This is a genomic window from Kribbella sp. VKM Ac-2571 (genome assembly GCF_004362255.1).
GTDB lineage: Bacteria > Actinomycetota > Actinomycetes > Propionibacteriales > Kribbellaceae > Kribbella > Kribbella pratensis.
Genome location: NZ_SNWS01000007.1, coordinates 320332 through 336790, shown reverse-complemented (window position 1 = coordinate 336790; position 16459 = coordinate 320332). Strand labels below are relative to the sequence as shown.

The following is a 16459-nucleotide window of genomic DNA, read 5'->3' as shown; positions in this document are numbered from 1 at the left end:
GACGAGCGGCCGCATCGCCTGAATCGTCAAGAACCCAAGGGGGTGTAGGGCCCGACGGTCACGTCGCCGCTCGGCTGGGCGGTGACCGCCTGCAGACCGACCGGAAGGCCTTTCTGGTACGTGATCAGGGTGACCTCACCGGGTTTGCGCAGTGTGTAGCCCAGCGCGAAGGCGTACGCCGCTCCCCCGGTCGTCCCGTTCGTGTACGTCGTGACCGCGCGGTTGTCGACCACTCGGTGTTCGGGCCCCACCTGGCGATGCAAATGACCGGACAACAGCAACGTCGCGCACCCCCGCGCGGCGGTGTCGGCGAACGACGACGGGTCGTGCACCACCATCGTCGAGATCCGCTTGTCGTCCGGCTGGTCGCAGGCGACGTCCGCGAGCCGCTGCGACTGGTGCTCGATGGTCTCGTCGCCCGGGCTGTCCGCGCTGCCGAGCCCGGTGCTCGTAGGGTCGCTGTCCCCGAGGAACCGGATCCCCTCGACCTCGACCGGCTTGCTGTCGAGCACGGTGAACCCGGCCTTGCGCATGGACCCCTCGATGTGACCGCCGGCGTCGTGGTTGCCGGCCACCGCGACCACCTTGAAGTCCTTGAAGTGCTGCCGCAGCGAGTTGATGCTGAACGCTTCCCAGCTCTGCCCGGACGAGGTGTCGTCCCCCGCGTCGATGAGCAGCTTGGCGCCGCCCGCCTTGGCCACCGCGGCCGCGAAGGCGTCGATGCCGATGTTGTCGTGCCGGTCCGAGACCAGCAGGGCGACCTTCTCGTTCTCGTTCGGCTGGTGCAGTTGCGGTGCGACGTCGGCGACCCGGTCCTTGAGCCTGCCGTACAGCTCGGTGGACTTGCGGTACGTCTCGACCAGCGTCCGGATCACGCCGACCCCGCCGGTGGTGGAGAAACCGGACGCGACCTCGACCGTCTTCAGCCGGTCGTCGAACGACATCTCGGGCAGCAGCTTGAACAACGGCTGCCACTGCGTCGGCGGTACGTCGGGCTGCCGCATCCGTCCCGGTCCGTAGATCGACGCGATCGTGATCAGCATCGCGACCAGGATGACGATCATCCGGTGCTCGGTCCGGCGTTCGTGCCGATGCACCAGGTGCCACAACTCGCTCCGGCGCCGTGCTCCGAGAGCCGTCCACAGGGTCGCGACGACCACCACGACGAGCAGGCCGGACCCGGCCCCGGCGACCGCGTTGTCGACCGCCATCTCCTGGACGACCTGCTGGATCCGCCCGATCTCACCGTCGGGCTGGGAGGCGATCAGGGTGTCGCGGGTGAGCAGCTCGGTGAGGTTGCCGGCGTCGGTCTCCTGGACGTCGACGTTGACGCCGATGCCGCCGGGCGCGTTCGTGGGGATCCGCAACCGCGGCAGTACGGCGCCGAGGTCGAGGGTCGCGTGCCCGTCGAACGTCGGCGACACCGTCGCCGCGTGGGCACCGATCGTGACCCGCTCGGAGTCGTTCACGAACCCGAACAGTCCCACCAGGACCGACGTCAGTACGAACAGCAGGCCCAACCCGGCCCACGGCGCAACCGTCCGCAGCCGCTCCTTCGTCACCAGCCGTACCACCACACTCACCAACCTACCGAGAAGCCCCACCTCGAGCACCGACCACCGTTTCCCCTAACGGGTTTTGGTTGCCTGGGCCCAAGGTGGGGCTGCTGTCAGACTGCGAGCGGGCGGGCGGTGGGCGGGATCGGTGTCGGGAGCGTCGACGATCCGGTGAGGTGGGCGTCGACGCCGCCGGCACAGGACCGGCCTTCGGCGATGGCCCACACGATCAGCGACTGGCCGCGGCCGGCGTCACCGCAGGCGAAGACACCCTCGACCGAGGTCTGGTACCGGTTGTCGCGCTTCACGTTGCCGCGCTCGTCGAGCTCGACCCCGAGCTGCTCGAGGAAGCCCTCGCGCTCCGGGCCGACGAAGCCCATCGCCAGCAGCACGAGCTGCGCCGGGATGGTCCGCTCGGAGCCCTCGACCGGGGTGAACTTCCCGTCCTTGAACTCCACCTCGACCAGGTTCAGCCCCGAGACGTTGCCGTCGGCATCGGCCTCGAAGTTCACCGTGGAGACGGCGTACACCCGGTCGCCGCCCTCCTCGTGCGCGGAGGCGACCCGGTAGATCATCGGGTACGTCGGCCACGGCTGGTGGCCCGGCCGGTCGTCGCCCGGTCGCGGCATGATCTCCAGCTGGGTCACCGACCGCGCACCCTGCCGGTGCGCCGTACCGAGGCAGTCCGCGCCGGTGTCGCCGCCGCCGATGATCACCACGTCCTTGCCGGTCGCGACGATCTGGTTCTCGACGGTCTGCCCGAGCGCGGCCCGGTTGGACTGCGGCAGGTACTCCATCGCCTGGTGGATGCCGCCGTACTCACGGCCCGGCACCGGCAGGTCACGTGCCGCCGTAGCCCCGGTCGCGATCACCACCGCGTCGTACCGCTGCTTGAGCTGGGTGCCGGTGACGTCCACGCCGACGTTGACGCCGGAGCGGAAGACCGTACCCTCCTCCTTCATCTGCTGGATGCGCCGGTCGACCTGGATCTTTTCCATCTTGAACTCGGGAATGCCGTACCGCAACAGGCCGCCCGGGGCGTCGGCGCGCTCGTACACCGCGACCGTGTGCCCGGCGCGGGTCAGCTGCTGCGCGGCGGCCAGTCCGGCCGGACCGGACCCGACGACCGCGATCGTCTTGCCGGTCAGCCACTCCGGGGGCTGCGGCTTGACGTCACCGGTCTCCCATGCCTTGTCGATGATCGCGACCTCGACGTTCTTGATCGTCACCGGGTCCTGGTTGATGCCCAGGACGCAGGACGTCTCGCACGGCGCCGGGCAGAGCCGGCCGGTGAACTCCGGGAAGTTGTTGGTCGCGTGCAACCGCTCGATCGCACTCGACCAGTCGTCGCGCCAGACCAGGTCGTTCCACTCCGGGATCAGGTTGCCCAGCGGGCAGCCGCTGTGGCAGAACGGGATACCGCAGTCCATGCAGCGGCCGGCCTGCTTGGTGATGATCGGCAGCAGCGCCTTGCCGGGACCGCCGGGGTAGACCTCTTTCCAGTCCTTGACCCGCTCCTCGACCGGCCGCCGGTCGGCGACCTCCCGCGGTGTGGTCAGGAATCCCTTGGGGTCAGCCATCAGATGGCCTCCATCATCGCTCGCGTGGTGGCGTCCTCGTCCAGCCCGTCGCGCTCGGCGGCCGCCTTGGCCGCCAGCACCCGGGCGTAGTCGCGGGGCATCACCGTGGTGAACCTGGCAGCAGCGGCCGGCCAGTCGGCGAGCAGCTTGGCCGCCCGTTCCGAACCGGTCTCCTCGAAGTGCCTGCGGACCAGGTCGTGCAGCAGTTCGGACTCGTCCGTGGTGACCGGGTGCAGATCCACCAGCTCCGGGTTCACCAGGGTGTGGTCCAGGTCGAGCACGTGGGCCACGCCGCCCGACATGCCCGCCGCGAAGTTCCGGCCGACGGCGCCGAGCACGACGACGCGCCCACCGGTCATGTACTCGCACGCGTGGTCGCCGACCGACTCGACGATCGCGGTCGCGCCGGAGTTCCGGACGCAGAACCGCTGGCCGGCGCCGCCGCTGATGAACAGTTCGCCGGACGTCGCGCCGTACGCGATCACGTTGCCGGCGATGATCTGGTCGGCGGCGTCGAACCGGGCGCGCCGGTCGGGCCGGATGACGACCCGGCCGCCGGACAGGCCCTTGCCGACGTAGTCGTTGGCGTCACCCTCGAGACGCAGGGTGACTCCGCGCGGCACGAAGGCGGCGAACGAGTTGCCGGCCGACCCGGTGAAGGTCAGGTCGATGGTGCCGTCGGGCAGCCCGGCCGCGCGGTACCGCTTGGTGATCTCGTGGCCGAGCATCGTGCCGACGGTCCGGTTGACGTTGCGGATCGCGAGCTGCGCCCGGACCGGCTCGCCGTTGTCCAGCGCCGGCTGGCAGATCCGGATCAGCTCGTTGTCGAGGGCCTTGTCCAGACCGTGGTTCTGCTCGATGGTCTGGTGCAGCGACGCGCCCTCGGGCAGCGCCGGCACGTGCAGGATCGGCGACAGGTCGAGCCCGTCGGCCTTCCAGTGGTCGACGGCGCGCTCGATGTCGAGTACTTCGGCGTGCCCGATCGCCTCGTCCAGCGTCCGGAACCCGAGCTCCGCCAGGTACTCGCGGACCTCCTCGGCGATGAACTCGAAGAAGTTCACGACGAACTCGGGCTTGCCGCTGAACCGCTCCCGCAGCACCGGGTTCTGGGTCGCGACCCCCACCGGACAGGTGTCCAGGTGGCAGACCCGCATCATGATGCAGCCCGACACCACCAGCGGAGCGGTCGCGAAACCGTACTCCTCCGCGCCGAGCAACGCCGCGACGATCACGTCCCGACCGGTCTTCAACTGACCGTCGGTCTGTACGACGATGCGGTCCCGCAAACCGTTCAGCAGCAGGGTCTGCTGCGTCTCGGCGAGACCGAGCTCCCACGGGCCGCCCGCGTGCTTCAGCGAGGTCAGCGGCGCCGCACCGGTACCGCCGTCGTGGCCGGAGATCAGTACGACGTCCGCGTGGGCCTTGGAGACACCGGCCGCGATCGTGCCGACGCCGACCTCGGAGACCAGCTTCACGTGGATCCGCGCCCGCGGGTTCGCGTTCTTCAGGTCGTGGATCAGCTGCGCCAGGTCCTCGATCGAGTAGATGTCGTGGTGCGGCGGCGGCGAGATCAGGCCGACGCCCGGCGTCGAGTGCCGGGTGCTGGCCACCCACGGGTACACCTTCGGGCCGGGCAACTGCCCGCCCTCACCAGGCTTCGCACCCTGCGCCATCTTGATCTGGATGTCGTCGGAGTTCGTCAGGTACTCCGCGGTGACGCCGAAGCGACCGGACGCGACCTGCTTGATCGAGCTCCGCCGGGCCGGGTCGTACAACCGGTCGGCGTCCTCGCCACCCTCACCGGTGTTCGACTTGCCGCCGAGCTGGTTCATCGCGATCGCCAGCGTGGTGTGCGCCTCGGCGCTGATCGAGCCGTAGCTCATCGCACCGGTGGAGAACCGCCTGACGATCGCGCTCGCGGGCTCGACCTCGTCGAGCGGAATCGGCTGCCGGTCGCTCTTGAACCCGAACAGGCCGCGCAGCGTCATCAGCCGCTCGGACTGCTCGTCGACGCGGGACGTGTACTGCTTGAAGATGTCGTACCGCCCGGTCCGGGTGCTGTGCTGCAGCCGGAAGACCGTCTCCGGGTCGAACAGGTGCGGCTCGCCCTCGCGGCGCCACTGGTACTCACCGCCGATCTCGAGCTTGCGGTGCGCGGGCAGGATGCCGTCGGCCGGGTACGCGCGCAGGTGCCGGCGGCGTACCTCCTCGGCGATGGTGTCCAGGCCGATGCCGCCGAGCTTGGACGCCGTACCGGTGAAGTACCGGTCGACCAGCTCCGGCGCCAGCCCGTTCGCCTCGAAGATCTGGGCACCCGTGTACGACGCGACCGTCGAGACACCCATCTTCGACATCACCTTGAGGACGCCCTTGCCGAGCGACTTCACCACGTTGCGGATCGCCTGCTCGGGCTCGACGCCCGGCAGGTATGTGCCCTGGCGGCACAGGTCCTCGACGGACTCCAGCGCCAGGTACGGGTTGATCGCCGCCGCGCCGTACCCCATCAGGAGCGCGACGTGGTGGACCTCGCGGACGTCGCCGGCCTCCACGACGAGACCGACCTGCGTACGGGTCTTCTCGCGTACCAGGTGGTGGTGAACGGCCGAGGTCAGCAGCAGCGACGGGATCGGCGCCATGTCGGCGTTCGAGTGCCGGTCGGACAGCACCAGGATGCGGGCGCCGTCCTGGATCGCGGCGCTCGCCTCGGCGCACAACTCGTCGAGGCGGGCCTTCAGCGCCTCGCCGCCGCCTTCGACGTCGTACACACCGCGCAGGACCGTGGTGGCCAGGCCGGGCATGTCGCCGTCGAGGTTGATGTGCCGGAGCTTGGCCAGCTCGTCGTTGGTGATCACCGGGAACGGGATCACCACCTGCCGGCAGGACGCCGGGCTCGGGTTGAGCAGGTTGGACTCCGGGCCGAGGCTGGACGACAGCGAGGTCACCAGCTCCTCGCGGATCGCGTCCAGCGGCGGGTTCGTGACCTGGGCGAACAGCTGCGCGAAGTAGTCGAACAGGAGCCGCGGACGGTCGCTCAGGACGGCGATCGGCGTGTCGGTGCCCATCGAGCCGATCGGCTCCGCGCCGGCCTTCGCCATCGGGGTGAGGATGACGCGCAGCTCCTCCTCGGTGTACCCGAAGACCTGCTGGCGCCGGGTCACCGACGCGTGGCTGTGGACGACGTGCTCGCGCTCGTGCAGGTCCTCGAACCGGATCAGGCCGGCGTGCAGCCACTCGTCGTACGGGTGCTCTCCTGCGAGCGCGTTCTTCACCTCGGCGTCGGTGATGATCCGGTGCGCGTCGACGTCGACCAGGAAGATCCGGCCCGGCTCCAGCCGGCCCTTCTCGGTCACAGTGGCCGGGTCGATGTCCAGGACGCCGGCCTCGGAGGCGAGTACGACGAGACCGTCGTCGGTCACCCAGTACCGCGAGGGCCGCAGGCCGTTGCGGTCCAGGACCGCGCCGACCTTGGTGCCGTCGGAGAAGACGACCGACGCCGGGCCGTCCCACGGCTCCATCAGCGTCGAGTGGAACTCGTAGAACGCGCGCCGCTTCGGGTCCATCGTGGTGGCGTTCTCCCACGCCTCCGGGATCATCATCAGCATCGCGTGCGGCAGCGAGCGGCCGCCGAGGTGCAGGAGCTCGAGAACCTCGTCGAACGACGCCGAGTCCGAGGCACTCGGCGTACAGATCGGGTAGAGCTGCTCGAGGTCGCCCGGGATCAGGTCGCTGGCGAGCAGCGCTTCACGGGCGCGCATCCAGTTCCGGTTGCCCTGGACGGTGTTGATCTCACCGTTGTGGGCGATGTACCGGTACGGGTGGGCCAGCGGCCAGGACGGGAACGTGTTCGTGGAGAACCGCGAGTGCACGATCCCGATCGCGGAGGCGAGCTCGGGGTCGGTCAGCTCGGGGAAGAACTTGTCCAGCTGGTCGGTGGTCACCATCCCCTTGTAGGTGATGGTCCGGCCGGACAGCGACGGGAAGTACGTCTCGGTCTCCTTCTCGGCGCGCTTACGCAGCCGGAAGGCCATCCGCTCCAGCGCCAGGCCGAGCACGCGGCCCGCCTTCGCCGTCACGAAGAGCTGCTTGAAGGTGGGCATCACCGAGCGTGCGGTGGCGCCGAGCAGGTCGGGGTTGGTCGGCACGTCGCGCCAGCCGACCACGGCCAGGTCCTCCTCGGCCGCCAGCTCCTCGATCCGCGCGATCGCCTTCGCGGCGTCGTCGGGATCGGCGGGCAGGAAGGCGATACCGGCCGCGTAGCTGTGCGGCGCGGGCAGCTCGAACTCGCACACCTTGCGGTAGAAGGCGTCCGGGACCTGGATCAGGATGCCGGCGCCGTCGCCGGAGTCGGGCTCGGCACCGGACGCGCCACGGTGCTCGAGGTTCCGCAGGGCGGTCAACGCCTTGGCCACGATGTCGTGGCTCGGTACACCGGTCAGGGTCGCGACGAAAGCGACTCCACAAGCGTCGTGCTCATGGTTTCCGTCGTACAGGCCCTCGCTGGGGCGGTGCCGGTTTTGGGCAGGGGGGACACCAAACATTCAGGAGCTCCCGTCGTCCTACGGTCAACACAACTGGCCGCGGGACAACACTGGCCCAAGCCGGGAGTCCCGAGACTACCTCATGACGCCCGCCAGTTGGACTTCATGTCCACTGCGCCACGCCTTGATGACCCTCAGTAAGCATGCGCTCACTACTAGCCTCACATCATCCCAGCCCACCTCCGTCACAGCCACCCTCAGCCGCTCGAAATTCACCTGCTGAGACCGACCGGATCCTGATAGGCCAGTCCTATGGCCTGGCACCCGTCCCCCGACTGGCAACCGCTGACTTCCGGCACAGGCCAAGCCACTGGCGGGGTCTGGCGAACCTCCGACGGCGAGGTGGTGAAGCGCCTGGTCCCCGGCGTACGGGACCCACGTCACCACGCCTACTGGGAACGGCAGGCGCTGGTGGCCGAGTCCGGTGTGGTTGCTGGTACGCCGGGGGTTCGGGCACCCGCCTGCCTCGGTGTCGAGCGGGATCCTGACGGGATCACGCTGCGGATGGCGTACACGCCTCCCGCCGAGTGGGCTCCCGAGGCGCTGGCCGGGGCACTGGGGCGGTTTGCGGCCTCCTCCTTGGCAGAGCCCGCCTGGGGCGCTCGCGACGTACTACGCGACCGCCTGGCGACCGTGGAGCGGCGCGGAGGCTGGGCGTCGCTGAACCGCGCGGGGGTCGCGTCGCCCGCAACCAACGAGCTGTGGAGGCTGCGGGACGGCGCGCTAGCAGTGCTGGATGAGCTACCTCGGGTGCCAACGCATGGTGACGCACATCCGATGAACCTGCTCGGCCGCGCGGGTGACGACGTGGTCGCGATCGACTGGGAGCAGTTCGGCCTGGGCCCGATCGGCTTCGACCTCGGCTACTTGCTCCTGGCCGTCGCCGTACCCCTGGACGACCTGGTGGCGGCGCATGGCGGCGACATGGCTGCCGTACGACGTGGAGCTGTGCTGACTGCGGCGTACACCGTCGTTTCACGCGCGGCCTGGTCACTCACCCAGCCGCATCCCGGCGATCACGTGAGGCACATGCTCGACCTGTCCGCAGTTGTGGAAGAAGCTGCCGGCCAGATCTGTGGGTGGAGTGGACCGATCGGGTGATAAATCTGCGCGATGGTTTGGCAACCGGAGCGTGACTGGACGCTACTCAGCGTGGGCAACGGACCGGCGGACGGCGGCGTGTGGAGCACGCCCGAGGGGTTCGTCGCCAAGCGCCTGGTGCCCGGCGAGGAGCGGCCGGGCCACTACGCGTACTGGCGCCGCCAGGCCGATGCCGCCGCCAGTGGTCTGCTCGAGCTGACGGTCGGGCTGCGCGCACCCCGATGCGTGAAGGTCGACAGCGATCCGGACGGCATCACGCTCTGGACCGATGCAGTCCAGCCGACTCCGCTCGCCTCGTCCGACGCGGCGGCCGCGCTCGGGCGGTTCGCCTTGAACCGGCTGGAGCCTGCCGACTGGTTCGCGCGGCGGATCCTGCGCGACCGACTGGCCGATGATCAGCAGCAGGGTGGCTGGGCCGCGCTCGAAACGGCCGAGGTTCTGCCCGCCGACGTACGGCGGTCCGGCCATCACCTGTGGACGCACCGGGCCGCAGTGATGGCCGAGCTCGATCGATTGCCACAGCAGGTCGTCCACGGCGACGCACATCCGCCCAATCTGCTCCGGCCGGACGGCGACGACGTCATCGCAGTGGACTGGGATCAATTCGGCGTCGGCCCCTTGGGCTTCGACCTCGGATACCTCTTACAGTTCACGCCGACACCGATCGCGGATCTGGTAGCCGCCTTCCAGGCCGGCAGCGCAGCTAGGTGGCCGACCGATTCAGTACGGCGAGGCGCCGTACTGATCGCTGCCGTCACCCTGGTCGCCCGCGCGGCGTGGGCGCTCCGTCAACCCGACCCCGGCGTGCACCTAGAGCGGTCGGTGACACTGTCGGCGGTCGTAGACGAAGCGGTCACCCACCTCTCGTAGAACGAGAGGTGGCCGGAGGCCTGGGGGTCGAAGCGGGTGAAGATGGTGCCTAGGTGCTCGAGGTACGTGGCCGGAGGGATGTCGATCTCGCCGGGGAACATCCGCCGATCGTAGTGGGAGGAACTGATGGGGCTCAGTGATTTTCCGCGGTACCCGTTGTTGTTCGGGCCGAGTCCGGTGCACCCGCTCGAACGCCTGAGCGCGTACCTCGGTGGGGCGAAGGTGTGGGCGAAGCGGGAGGACTGCAACTCGGGGCTCGCGTACGGCGGGAACAAGACCCGGAAGCTGGAGTACCTGATCCCGGACGCGCTCGCGCAGGGCGCCGACACGCTGGTGTCGATCGGCGGGTACCAGTCGAACCACACCCGCCAGGTGGCCGCCGTCGCGGCGAAGGTCGGGCTCAAGGCGGTGCTGGTCCAGGAGAACTGGGTGAACTGGCCGGACGCCCTCAACGACCGGGTCGGGAACATCCTGCTGAGCCGGATCATGGGCGCGGAGGTACGCCTCGACCCGGCCGGGTTCGGGATCGGGTTCAAGGACAGCTGGAAGCAGGCGCTCGCGGACGTCGAGGCCCGCGGAGGTACGCCGTACGCGATCCCGGCCGGCGCTTCGGACCATCGGCTCGGCGGACTCGGGTTCGCGCAATGGGCGTACGAGGTGGAGCAGCAGGAGCGGGAGCTCGGGGTGTTCTTCGACACGATCGTGGTCTGCTCGGTGACCGGATCGACGCACGCCGGGATGATCGCCGGGTTCGCGGGGCAGGACCGTCCGCGGCGGGTGATCGGGATCGACGCGAGCGCCAAGCTCCAGGAGACCCGCGACCAGGTCGAGCGGATCGCCCGCGCCACCGCGGAGCTGATCGGCCTCGGCCGGGACCTCCGCGCCGACGAGATCACTGTCCTGGCGGGCTGGGCCGGCGACGAGTACGGCGTACCCGTGCAGTCCACGCTCGACGCGATCCGGCTGACCGGTCAGCTGGAGGGGATGATCATCGACCCGGTCTACGAAGGAAAGTCCATGGCCGGCCTGATCGACCTGATCAGCACCGGCGACATCCCCAAGGACTCAACCGTTCTCTACGCCCACCTCGGCGGCCAACCCGCTCTGAACGCGTACAGCAGCCTGTTCACGCACACTCAGCCGATGCCGGGGCCCACGAGCGTGCCGACGAAGTAGGTGAGGCCGGCCGCGGCAGCGCCCAGGAGGAGTTGGCGGAGGCCGGAGTACCACCAGGAGCGGCTGGTGACGCGGGAGACGACGGCGCCGCATACGAACAGGGCGGTCAGAGACAGGATCAAGGAGGGTACGACGGAGTCCGCGCCGAACAGGTACGGCGCCAGCGGGATCAAGGCGCCGATGGCGAAGCAGATGAACGACGAGGCGGCCGCGATCACCGGGTTCGGGAGGTCGCCGGGGTCGATGCCCAGCTCCTCGCGGACGTGCTCCTCGAGCGCCTGGTCCGGGTCGGCGTGGAACTGCTTCGCGACCTTGCTGGCCAGGTCGGGGTCGAGGCCCTTCGCCCGGTAGGTCTCGGCGAGCTCGATCTCCTCGTCGAGCGGGTGCTTCTTGATCTCCGCACGCTCGACCTCGATCTCCGCGTGGGCGAGCTCGCGCTGGGAGGCGACCGACGTGTACTCCCCCGCCGCCATCGAGAACGCGCCGGCGGCCAGACCCGCGAGGCCGGCCAGCACGATGAACTTCGAGCCGGAGCTGGTGCCGCCGTCCATGCCGGCGATCAGCGCGAAGTTCGACACCAGGCCGTCCATCGCGCCGAACACGGCCGGGCGCAGCCAGCCGCCGTTCACATCACGGTGCGTGTGGTCCCCGTGATGCTCGGCCGAAACCTCCGGCGTCTCAGTCACGAGATCCGTCGTCGGACTCGGACCCGTTGGTGCTCCCAGCCTTCGCCGGTGCCGCCTCATCAGCGTCGTCGGACTTTGCTGCCGCGTCGGATTCGTCAGCGGTGGCCTCGGACTTCTCGGTTTCGCCGGCGGCGGGGCCGGTGGCGATGTCCTCCTGGCCGGGGCGCGTGCGGGCGCTGACGACGAAGGCGGCGACGGCCAGGACGAACAGGATGATCGCGGTCCACACGTTCAGCCGCAGGCCGAGGAAGTGGTTCACGGTGTCGATGCGCATGTTCTCGATCCACGCACGGCCGGCGGTGTACGCCGCGACGTACAGGAAGAACGCCCGTCCGTGACCGAGTTTGAACCGGCGGTCGACGAGCAGGATGAGCGCGACCACACCGAGGTTCCAGACCGCTTCGTAGAGGAACGTCGGGTGGAACGTCGCGAAGTCGGCGTACCCGGCCGGCCGGTGGTCCGTCGAGATCTCCAGGCCCCACGGCTTGGTCGTCGGACCGCCGAACAGTTCCTGGTTGAAGTAGTTCCCGAACCGGCCGAAGATCTGCGCCAGCGCGATCCCCGGCGCCATCGCGTCCGCGACCGCCAGGAACGGCACCTTGGCCCGCCGGCAGGCGATCCAGGCGCCGAGCGCGCCGAAACCGACCGCACCCCAGATGCCGAGCCCGCCGTGCCAGATCTTCAGCGCGTCGATCGGGTGCTTGCCCTCGCCGAAGTACAGCTCGGCGTCGGTGATCACGTGGTAGATCCGCGCACCGACCAGCCCGAACGGGATCGCCCAGAACATGATGTCGGCGAGCACCGGCGCCGAGCCGCCGCGCGCCACCCAGCGCCGGCGACCGAGCCAGTAGCCGACGAAGATGCCGGCCAGGATGCACAGCGCGTACGCGCGGATCGGCAGACCGAGGACGTGCCAGACACCCTGGCTCGGGCTGGGGATGAACGCCGGCACTGTCACGGCGAGACTCAGACTAGACATGGCAAAGGGGAACGCTACTCGACCCGTCAGACCACGGCCACAAACCCCGGGTCACGATGCGATCGCATCGACGGCCTTCTGCAGGCCCTCGGCGGTGAGCTGGTCGGTCTCGAGTTGCTTGCCGTTGACGTAGACGGTCGGCGTACCGGTCACGCCCCGGTCGTCGGCCGACTTGCCGACGGACTCCAGCCAGCCCGCGTACGTGTTGTCCCGCACGGCCTGCTGGAACTTGGCGTCGCCGACCCCGAGCTGCTTGCCGAGCTCCAGCAGCTGGTCGGTGGTCCAGGACTTCGAGAAGTCGCCGTACAGCTCGTCGACGAAGCTCAGCGCCTTGCCGTTCGCGGCCGCCGCGGCGAACGCGTTCGCGAGCCGCGGTGAGGCGTCCGGGTTCACGAACTGCAGCGGCCAGTACGTGAGCGTCGCCGTACCGTCCTGGACGAGCTTGTCCACTACTGCGCCGCTGGCTTCCTCGAACTCCGCGCAGTGCGGGCAGCGGAAGTCGAGGTACAGGTCGATGTTGACCTTCGCGCCGGACTTGCCGACCGTGACGCCCTTGCCGGACGTGCCCGGACCGGTGACGACCGTGGGCTCCGGGCGCCCGTTGGAGCTCACCTCGACCTTGGAGTGGCCGCGGTAGTACTGCACACCGACACCGGCGCCGAGGGCCAGCACCAGGACGATCACCACGATGATCCCGGGTGAGATCCGGCGCTTGGGCTGCAGCAGCGGATTCCCAGGGGAATTGGTCTTGCTCACGACGCGGTGACTCCTTGCGGTCCTGTGTCCGGTTCGGTGTCCGGTTCGGTGTCCGGCTCTGATACGACTGCGAACTTACTGATCGGCTTCAACCACAGCCAGGCGGCCAGCACCAGCAGGCCGAGATCGCGGAGGATCTCCTGCAGGTACTTCGTTTGTCCCGGGGCGACCTCACCTCCGCCGCCGAAGCAGCCGCAGTCGATCGACAGGCCGCGGGCCCAGGCGGACGACACCGCGGCGATGAAGACGACCAGGAAAACACCCGCGGCCACCGCGGAGGCGCGGACACCGAAGCCGATGATCAACAGCAACCCGATCGCGATCTCCAGGAACGGCAGCCCCCAGCCGACCGGCTCCACCAGGGCCGACGGGAGCAGCTCGTAGGCGCGGACCGCCTGGGCGGCGGTCTCCGGATCGGTCACCTTCAGCGCGCCGGCGACCAGCATCACGCCACCGAGGAGCAGCCGCGCCACCAAGGAGAGCCAGGGAATCCACGGCTTCACCGGTTGTCCTCCACCAGCTTCCCGAAGTCGTGCGCGAGGTCGCCGATGGCGGCGTTCGACAACCAGAGCACGTTCGCCTTGTCGTTCTTCCCGAAGCCGATCACCTGCGCTCCGTGACCGACCTCGTACCCACCGGACGGAAGCTTCTGCATCCCTTCCACCGGTACGCCGACGGCCTTGGCGATGTCCTTGATCGACGTCAGTGACCCGGTCAGCCCGACGAACGACGGGTCGAACCGGTCCAGGTACTTGCGGATCACCGGCCCGGTGTCGCGCGCCGGGTCGGTGGTGATGAACAGCATCTGGATCTGGTCCTGCACCTGGTCGTCGAGCTTGGTGAGCGCGGACGCCACGTCGGCCATCACGGTCGGGCACACGTCCGGGCAGTTCGTGTACCCGAAGAACACCAGCGTGACCGGCTTCTTGGTGGAGGTGACCAGGTTGAACGGGTTCCCGGCGGTGTCGGTCAAGGTGGCCGCGGGCATCGTGTACGGCCGGTCGAGGGTGGCACCGCGCAACCCGTTCGGGTCCTGGCTGCTGCGGATGATCGCGCCGCCGGGGTTGTCCGGCTTCTCGTCCTTGCCACTGCAGCCCGCGAGGGCGAGCAGAGCCACCGCCGCCAGGAGCAGGACAGCGTTCCTCGATCGACTCACGGCGGTTCTAACGTCCGGCGGGCGCGCGGGGTTCCCGGCGGACGCCTTCGGCCAGGGCCTCTGTGAGCTTGCGAACACCCGCGGGGCCGCCGTCCTGGAGCGCCTTGACGAGGGCCGCACCAACGATCGCCGCATCCGCGAACGCCGCCACACCGGCCGCCTGGTCACCGTTCGAGATGCCGAGACCGACGCCGACCGGCAGGCCGGTCGCCGACTTCACCCGGGCCACCAACGGCGCCGCGAGATCCGACGGCTTGTCCCGCGCACCGGTGACACCCATCACAGCGGTCGCGTAGACGAAACCGCGGCAGTTGGCCGTCGTCATCGCGATCCGCTCGTCCGTCGACGACGGCGAGACCAGGAACACCTTGTCCAGCTCGTTCTTGTCGGCAGCCGCGATCCACTCCGCGCCCTCGTCCGGGATCAGGTCGGGCGTGATCAGCCCCGCTCCCCCGGCGGCGGCGAAATCGGCCGCGAACCGGTCCACGCCGTACCGCTCGACCGGGTTCCAGTACGTCATCACGAGCAGCGGTACGTCGGAGTACGCCGCGACCTTCTCGACCGTGCTGAGCACGTCGCGGGTCCGCAGCCCTCCGGCCAGCGCGACCTCGGTCGCCCGCTGGATCGTGACACCGTCCATCACCGGGTCGCTGTACGGCAGCCCGATCTCGACGACGTCGACACCGCCGTCGATGAGCGCCTTGATCCCGTCCACGCCGCCGTCGTACGACGGGAAGCCGGCCGGCAGGTACCCGATCAGGGCAGCGCGGCCCGCGTCGTTCGCCTTCCGGATCGCGACCCCGGCCTTGCCCAGGGCAACCACATCACTCATCAGAACCCCCCAGGCCGAACCACGTCGCGGCCGTGTCCATGTCCTTGTCGCCGCGACCGGACAGGTTCACCAAGATGGATGCCTCAGGCCCCAGTTCCTTGGCGATGTCGAGCGCGCCGGCGACAGCGTGCGCGGACTCGATCGCCGGGATGATGCCCTCGGTCTTGGACAGCAACCGGAACGCCTCCATCGCCTCGGCGTCGGTGATCGGCCGGTACGTCGCCCGCCCGGTCTCCGCGAGCCACGCGTGCTCCGGTCCGACACCCGGGTAGTCCAGTCCCGCGGAGATCGAGTGCGACTCGATCGTCTGCCCGTCGTCGTCCTGCAGCAGGAACGACCGCGCACCGTGCAGTACGCCGACCTGCCCGGCGGTGATCGTCGCCGCGTGCCGCCCGGTCTCGAACCCGTCGCCGCCCGGCTCGATGCCGTACAGCTTCACGTCTTCGTCACCGATGAACGCGGTGAACAGACCGATCGCGTTCGACCCGCCGCCGACCGACGCGACGGCGGCGTCCGGCAGTTTGCCCAGCAGAGCGAGCGACTGCTCCCGCGCCTCGTCGCCGATCCCGCGCACGAAGTCGCGGACCATCGCCGGGAAGGGGTGCGAACCGGCCGCCGTACCGAGGATGTAGTGCGTCTTGTCGACGCTGGCGACCCAATCGCGCAGCGCCTCGTTGATCGCGTCCTTGAGTGTCCGGCTGCCGGTCTTCACCGAGATCACCTCGGCGCCGAGCAGCCGCATCCTGGCCACGTTCAGCGCCTGGCGCTCGGTGTCGACCTCGCCCATGTAGACCACGCACTCCAGGCCGAGGTACGCGCACGCGGTCGCGGTGGCGACGCCGTGCTGCCCGGCGCCGGTCTCCGCGATCACCCGCGGCTTGCCCATCCGCTTGGTCAGCAGCGCCTGGCCGATCGCGTTCCGGATCTTGTGCGCGCCGGTGTGGTTCAGGTCCTCGCGCTTCAGCAGGATCCGCGCACCGGCGACGTCCGACAGCCGGGTCGCGTCGTACAGCAGGCTCGGGGCGCCGATGTACTCGCGCAGCATCCGCTCGAACTCGCCGGTGAACTCCGGGTCGGCCATGGCGTCCCGCCAGGCCTGGGTGAGTTCGTCGAGCGGCGCGATCAGCGCCTCCGGCATGAACCTGCCGCCGAAGCGGCCGAAGTGCCCGAACTGGTCGGGCAGCACAGTAGACATCCGACAAACCTTCCAACCCGGCCTTGTGGCACGG

At 69.4% G+C, this 16459-nt stretch carries 13 protein-coding genes; 3 read left to right on the top strand and 10 right to left on the bottom strand.

The window, feature by feature from the left end; genetic code table 11:
- Positions 1 to 26: 26 nt before the first annotated feature.
- The 3 genes from EV651_RS18240 to gltB form a co-directional block, all read right to left on the bottom strand.
- A complete protein-coding gene (locus EV651_RS18240) occupies positions 27 to 1583 on the bottom strand; it encodes a metallophosphoesterase (protein ID WP_238157015.1) in 1557 nt (518 codons plus the stop codon).
- 86 nt (positions 1584 to 1669) lie between these two features.
- Positions 1670 to 3136: a glutamate synthase subunit beta gene (locus EV651_RS18235; RefSeq protein WP_133786382.1), complete on the bottom strand. Its 1467-nt coding sequence runs from the start codon at positions 3134 to 3136 to the stop codon at positions 1670 to 1672.
- Positions 3136 to 7674 (bottom strand): glutamate synthase large subunit, encoded by a 4539-nt coding sequence (gltB, locus tag EV651_RS18230; RefSeq protein ID WP_133786381.1) that lies wholly within the window; start codon positions 7672 to 7674, stop codon positions 3136 to 3138. Before gltB ends, EV651_RS18235 begins: the two co-directional genes overlap by 1 nt.
- 252 nt (positions 7675 to 7926) lie before the next feature.
- Between gltB and EV651_RS18225 the strand changes: the two genes are divergently transcribed.
- From EV651_RS18225 to EV651_RS18215, 3 genes are all read left to right on the top strand, one after another.
- Positions 7927 to 8775 carry a phosphotransferase gene (locus EV651_RS18225; RefSeq protein WP_133786380.1) on the top strand — a complete coding sequence of 283 codons (849 nt, stop codon included), beginning with the start codon at positions 7927 to 7929 and terminating at the stop codon, positions 8773 to 8775.
- 51 nt (positions 8776 to 8826) lie between these two features.
- Positions 8827 to 9645: an aminoglycoside phosphotransferase family protein gene (locus tag EV651_RS18220; protein WP_166658649.1), complete on the top strand. Its 819-nt coding sequence runs from the start codon at positions 8827 to 8829 to the stop codon at positions 9643 to 9645.
- A 126-nt stretch (positions 9646 to 9771) separates the two neighbouring features.
- On the top strand, positions 9772 to 10821 hold the full coding sequence (locus tag EV651_RS18215; RefSeq protein WP_133786378.1) for a 1-aminocyclopropane-1-carboxylate deaminase: 1050 nt from the start codon (positions 9772 to 9774) through the stop codon (positions 10819 to 10821).
- On the opposite strand, the gene EV651_RS18210 is transcribed toward EV651_RS18215, so the two are convergent.
- The 7 genes from EV651_RS18210 to trpB are packed head-to-tail and all read right to left on the bottom strand — an operon-like array spanning position 10782 to position 16425.
- Positions 10782 to 11507, bottom strand: a complete 726-nt coding sequence (locus tag EV651_RS18210) for a VIT1/CCC1 transporter family protein (RefSeq protein ID WP_238157014.1) — start codon at positions 11505 to 11507, stop codon at positions 10782 to 10784. The two genes, EV651_RS18215 and EV651_RS18210, sit on opposite strands and share 40 nt — an antisense overlap.
- Positions 11500 to 12486, bottom strand: coding sequence for a prolipoprotein diacylglyceryl transferase (gene lgt, locus EV651_RS18205; protein WP_202870378.1), 987 nt, complete (start codon positions 12484 to 12486; stop codon positions 11500 to 11502). Before lgt ends, EV651_RS18210 begins: the two co-directional genes overlap by 8 nt.
- A 51-nt stretch (positions 12487 to 12537) precedes the next feature.
- On the bottom strand, positions 12538 to 13242 hold the full coding sequence (locus EV651_RS18200) for a thioredoxin domain-containing protein (protein ID WP_133786377.1): 705 nt from the start codon (positions 13240 to 13242) through the stop codon (positions 12538 to 12540).
- A complete protein-coding gene (locus EV651_RS18195) occupies positions 13239 to 13745 on the bottom strand; it encodes a DoxX family protein (RefSeq protein WP_133786376.1) in 507 nt (168 codons plus the stop codon). Before EV651_RS18195 ends, EV651_RS18200 begins: the two co-directional genes overlap by 4 nt.
- Entirely contained in the window at positions 13742 to 14398 is a 657-nt protein-coding gene (locus EV651_RS18190) for an SCO family protein (RefSeq protein ID WP_133786375.1), read from the bottom strand. Before EV651_RS18190 ends, EV651_RS18195 begins: the two co-directional genes overlap by 4 nt.
- 7 nt (positions 14399 to 14405) lie before the next feature.
- Positions 14406 to 15230, bottom strand: coding sequence for a tryptophan synthase subunit alpha (gene trpA / locus EV651_RS18185; RefSeq protein ID WP_202870377.1), 825 nt, complete (start codon positions 15228 to 15230; stop codon positions 14406 to 14408).
- Complete coding sequence (gene trpB, locus EV651_RS18180) at positions 15223 to 16425, bottom strand: tryptophan synthase subunit beta (protein ID WP_133786374.1); 1203 nt, start codon at positions 16423 to 16425, stop codon at positions 15223 to 15225. Before trpB ends, trpA begins: the two co-directional genes overlap by 8 nt.
- Positions 16426 to 16459 lie beyond the last annotated feature (34 nt).

Excerpts from the sequence above, each read along its gene's own strand:
- trpB (WP_133786374.1), bottom strand. The coding sequence starts at position 16,425 with ATGTCTACTGTGCTGCCCGACCAGTTCGGGCACTTCGGCCGCTTCGGC.
- EV651_RS18215 (WP_133786378.1), top strand. The coding sequence starts at position 9,772 with ATGGGGCTCAGTGATTTTCCGCGGTACCCGTTGTTGTTCGGGCCGAGT.
- EV651_RS18235 (WP_133786382.1), bottom strand. The coding sequence starts at position 3,136 with ATGGCTGACCCCAAGGGATTCCTGACCACACCGCGGGAGGTCGCCGAC.
- trpA (WP_202870377.1), bottom strand. The coding sequence starts at position 15,230 with ATGAGTGATGTGGTTGCCCTGGGCAAGGCCGGGGTCGCGATCCGGAAG.
- lgt (WP_202870378.1), bottom strand. The coding sequence starts at position 12,486 with ATGTCTAGTCTGAGTCTCGCCGTGACAGTGCCGGCGTTCATCCCCAGC.
- EV651_RS18225 (WP_133786380.1), top strand. The coding sequence starts at position 7,927 with ATGGCCTGGCACCCGTCCCCCGACTGGCAACCGCTGACTTCCGGCACA.
- gltB (WP_133786381.1), bottom strand. The coding sequence starts at position 7,674 with ATGTTTGGTGTCCCCCCTGCCCAAAACCGGCACCGCCCCAGCGAGGGC.